Source organism: Leisingera sp. F5 (assembly GCF_001593695.1).
In genome coordinates, this window is sequence record NZ_LUKH01001231.1 from 1 (window position 1) to 1,175 (window position 1,175).

Sequence of the window (1,175 nt, forward strand, 5' to 3'; positions counted from 1 at the left end):
CATCGCCGACCTTTTGGAACAGATCGATGCCAGCGACCGGGCGCGGCTGATCCGCCTCTATGACCGTGAGTTCGACGGTGAGATCCTGTCCGAACTGGACGAGTCGATCCGTGAAGAGGTTATCGAAACGCTGAACCCGCTGGTTCTGGCCGATGCGGTCCGGGAGATGGAAAGCGACGATGTCGTAGACCTTCTCGAAGACCTTGAGGTGCCGCAGCAGGAAGCCATCCTGGATGCGCTTGAAGACGCCGATCGGGTCGCGGTTGAGCAATCTCTGAGTTATCCGGAAAACTCCGCCGGCCGCTTGATGCAGCGCGAAGTGGTGATGGCACCCGAGCATTGGAATGTCGGCCAGGCCATTGATTTCATGCGCAACTCAGATGATCTTCCAGAGCAGTTCTATCACGTGGTCCTGGTTGATCCGCGTCTGCATCCGATTGGCAATGTCACCCTTGGCCGGATAATGGCCACCAAGCGTGAAGTGCCGCTGAGCGAACTGGTCGAGGACACCTTTCAGGTGATCCCCGCCGATCAGGACGAGGAAGACGTGGCCTATGCCTTTAACCAGTACCACCTGATCTCGGCGCCCGTGACCGACGCTGAGGGGCGTCTGGTCGGTGTGATCACCATCGACGACGCGATGATTGTGCAGGACGAAGAACACGAAGAAGACATCCTGCGTCTGGCTGGTGTGGGCGAGGAAAGCTCGCTGGCGGACCGGGTGATCGAAACAACCAAACGCCGTTTCCCCTGGCTGGCGGTGAACCTGGTCACGGCGATACTGGCCTCGCTGGTGATTGCGCAGTTTGAAGCAACCATTACGCAGTTCGTGGCCCTTGCGGTGCTGATGCCGATTGTCGCATCAATGGGCGGCAATGCCGGTACCCAGTCGCTGACGGTTGCGGTGCGCGCGATTGCGACCCGCGACCTGACCGGCTCCAACGTCTGGCGGGTGATCCGGCGGGAAGTGCTGGTGGGGCTGGTCAACGGGGTGATCTTTGCCATTGTGATGGGTCTGGTGGGCCTCGCTTGGTTCGGCTCGCCGATGCTGGGGGTCGTGATTGCCGTCGCTATGGTGATCAATCTGGTCGTGGCGGGGCTGGCGGGCACGGTGATCCCGGTTCTATTGGAGAAAGCCGGAATTGACCCGGCGCTGGCCTCAGGCGCATTTGTGA

At 60.4% G+C, this 1,175-nt stretch carries 1 protein-coding gene; it reads left to right on the forward strand.

Annotated features, from left to right (window positions below):
• On the forward strand, positions 1–1,175 hold a 1,175-nt coding region (gene mgtE / locus A2I95_RS40390), incomplete at both ends, for a magnesium transporter (protein ID WP_291737944.1).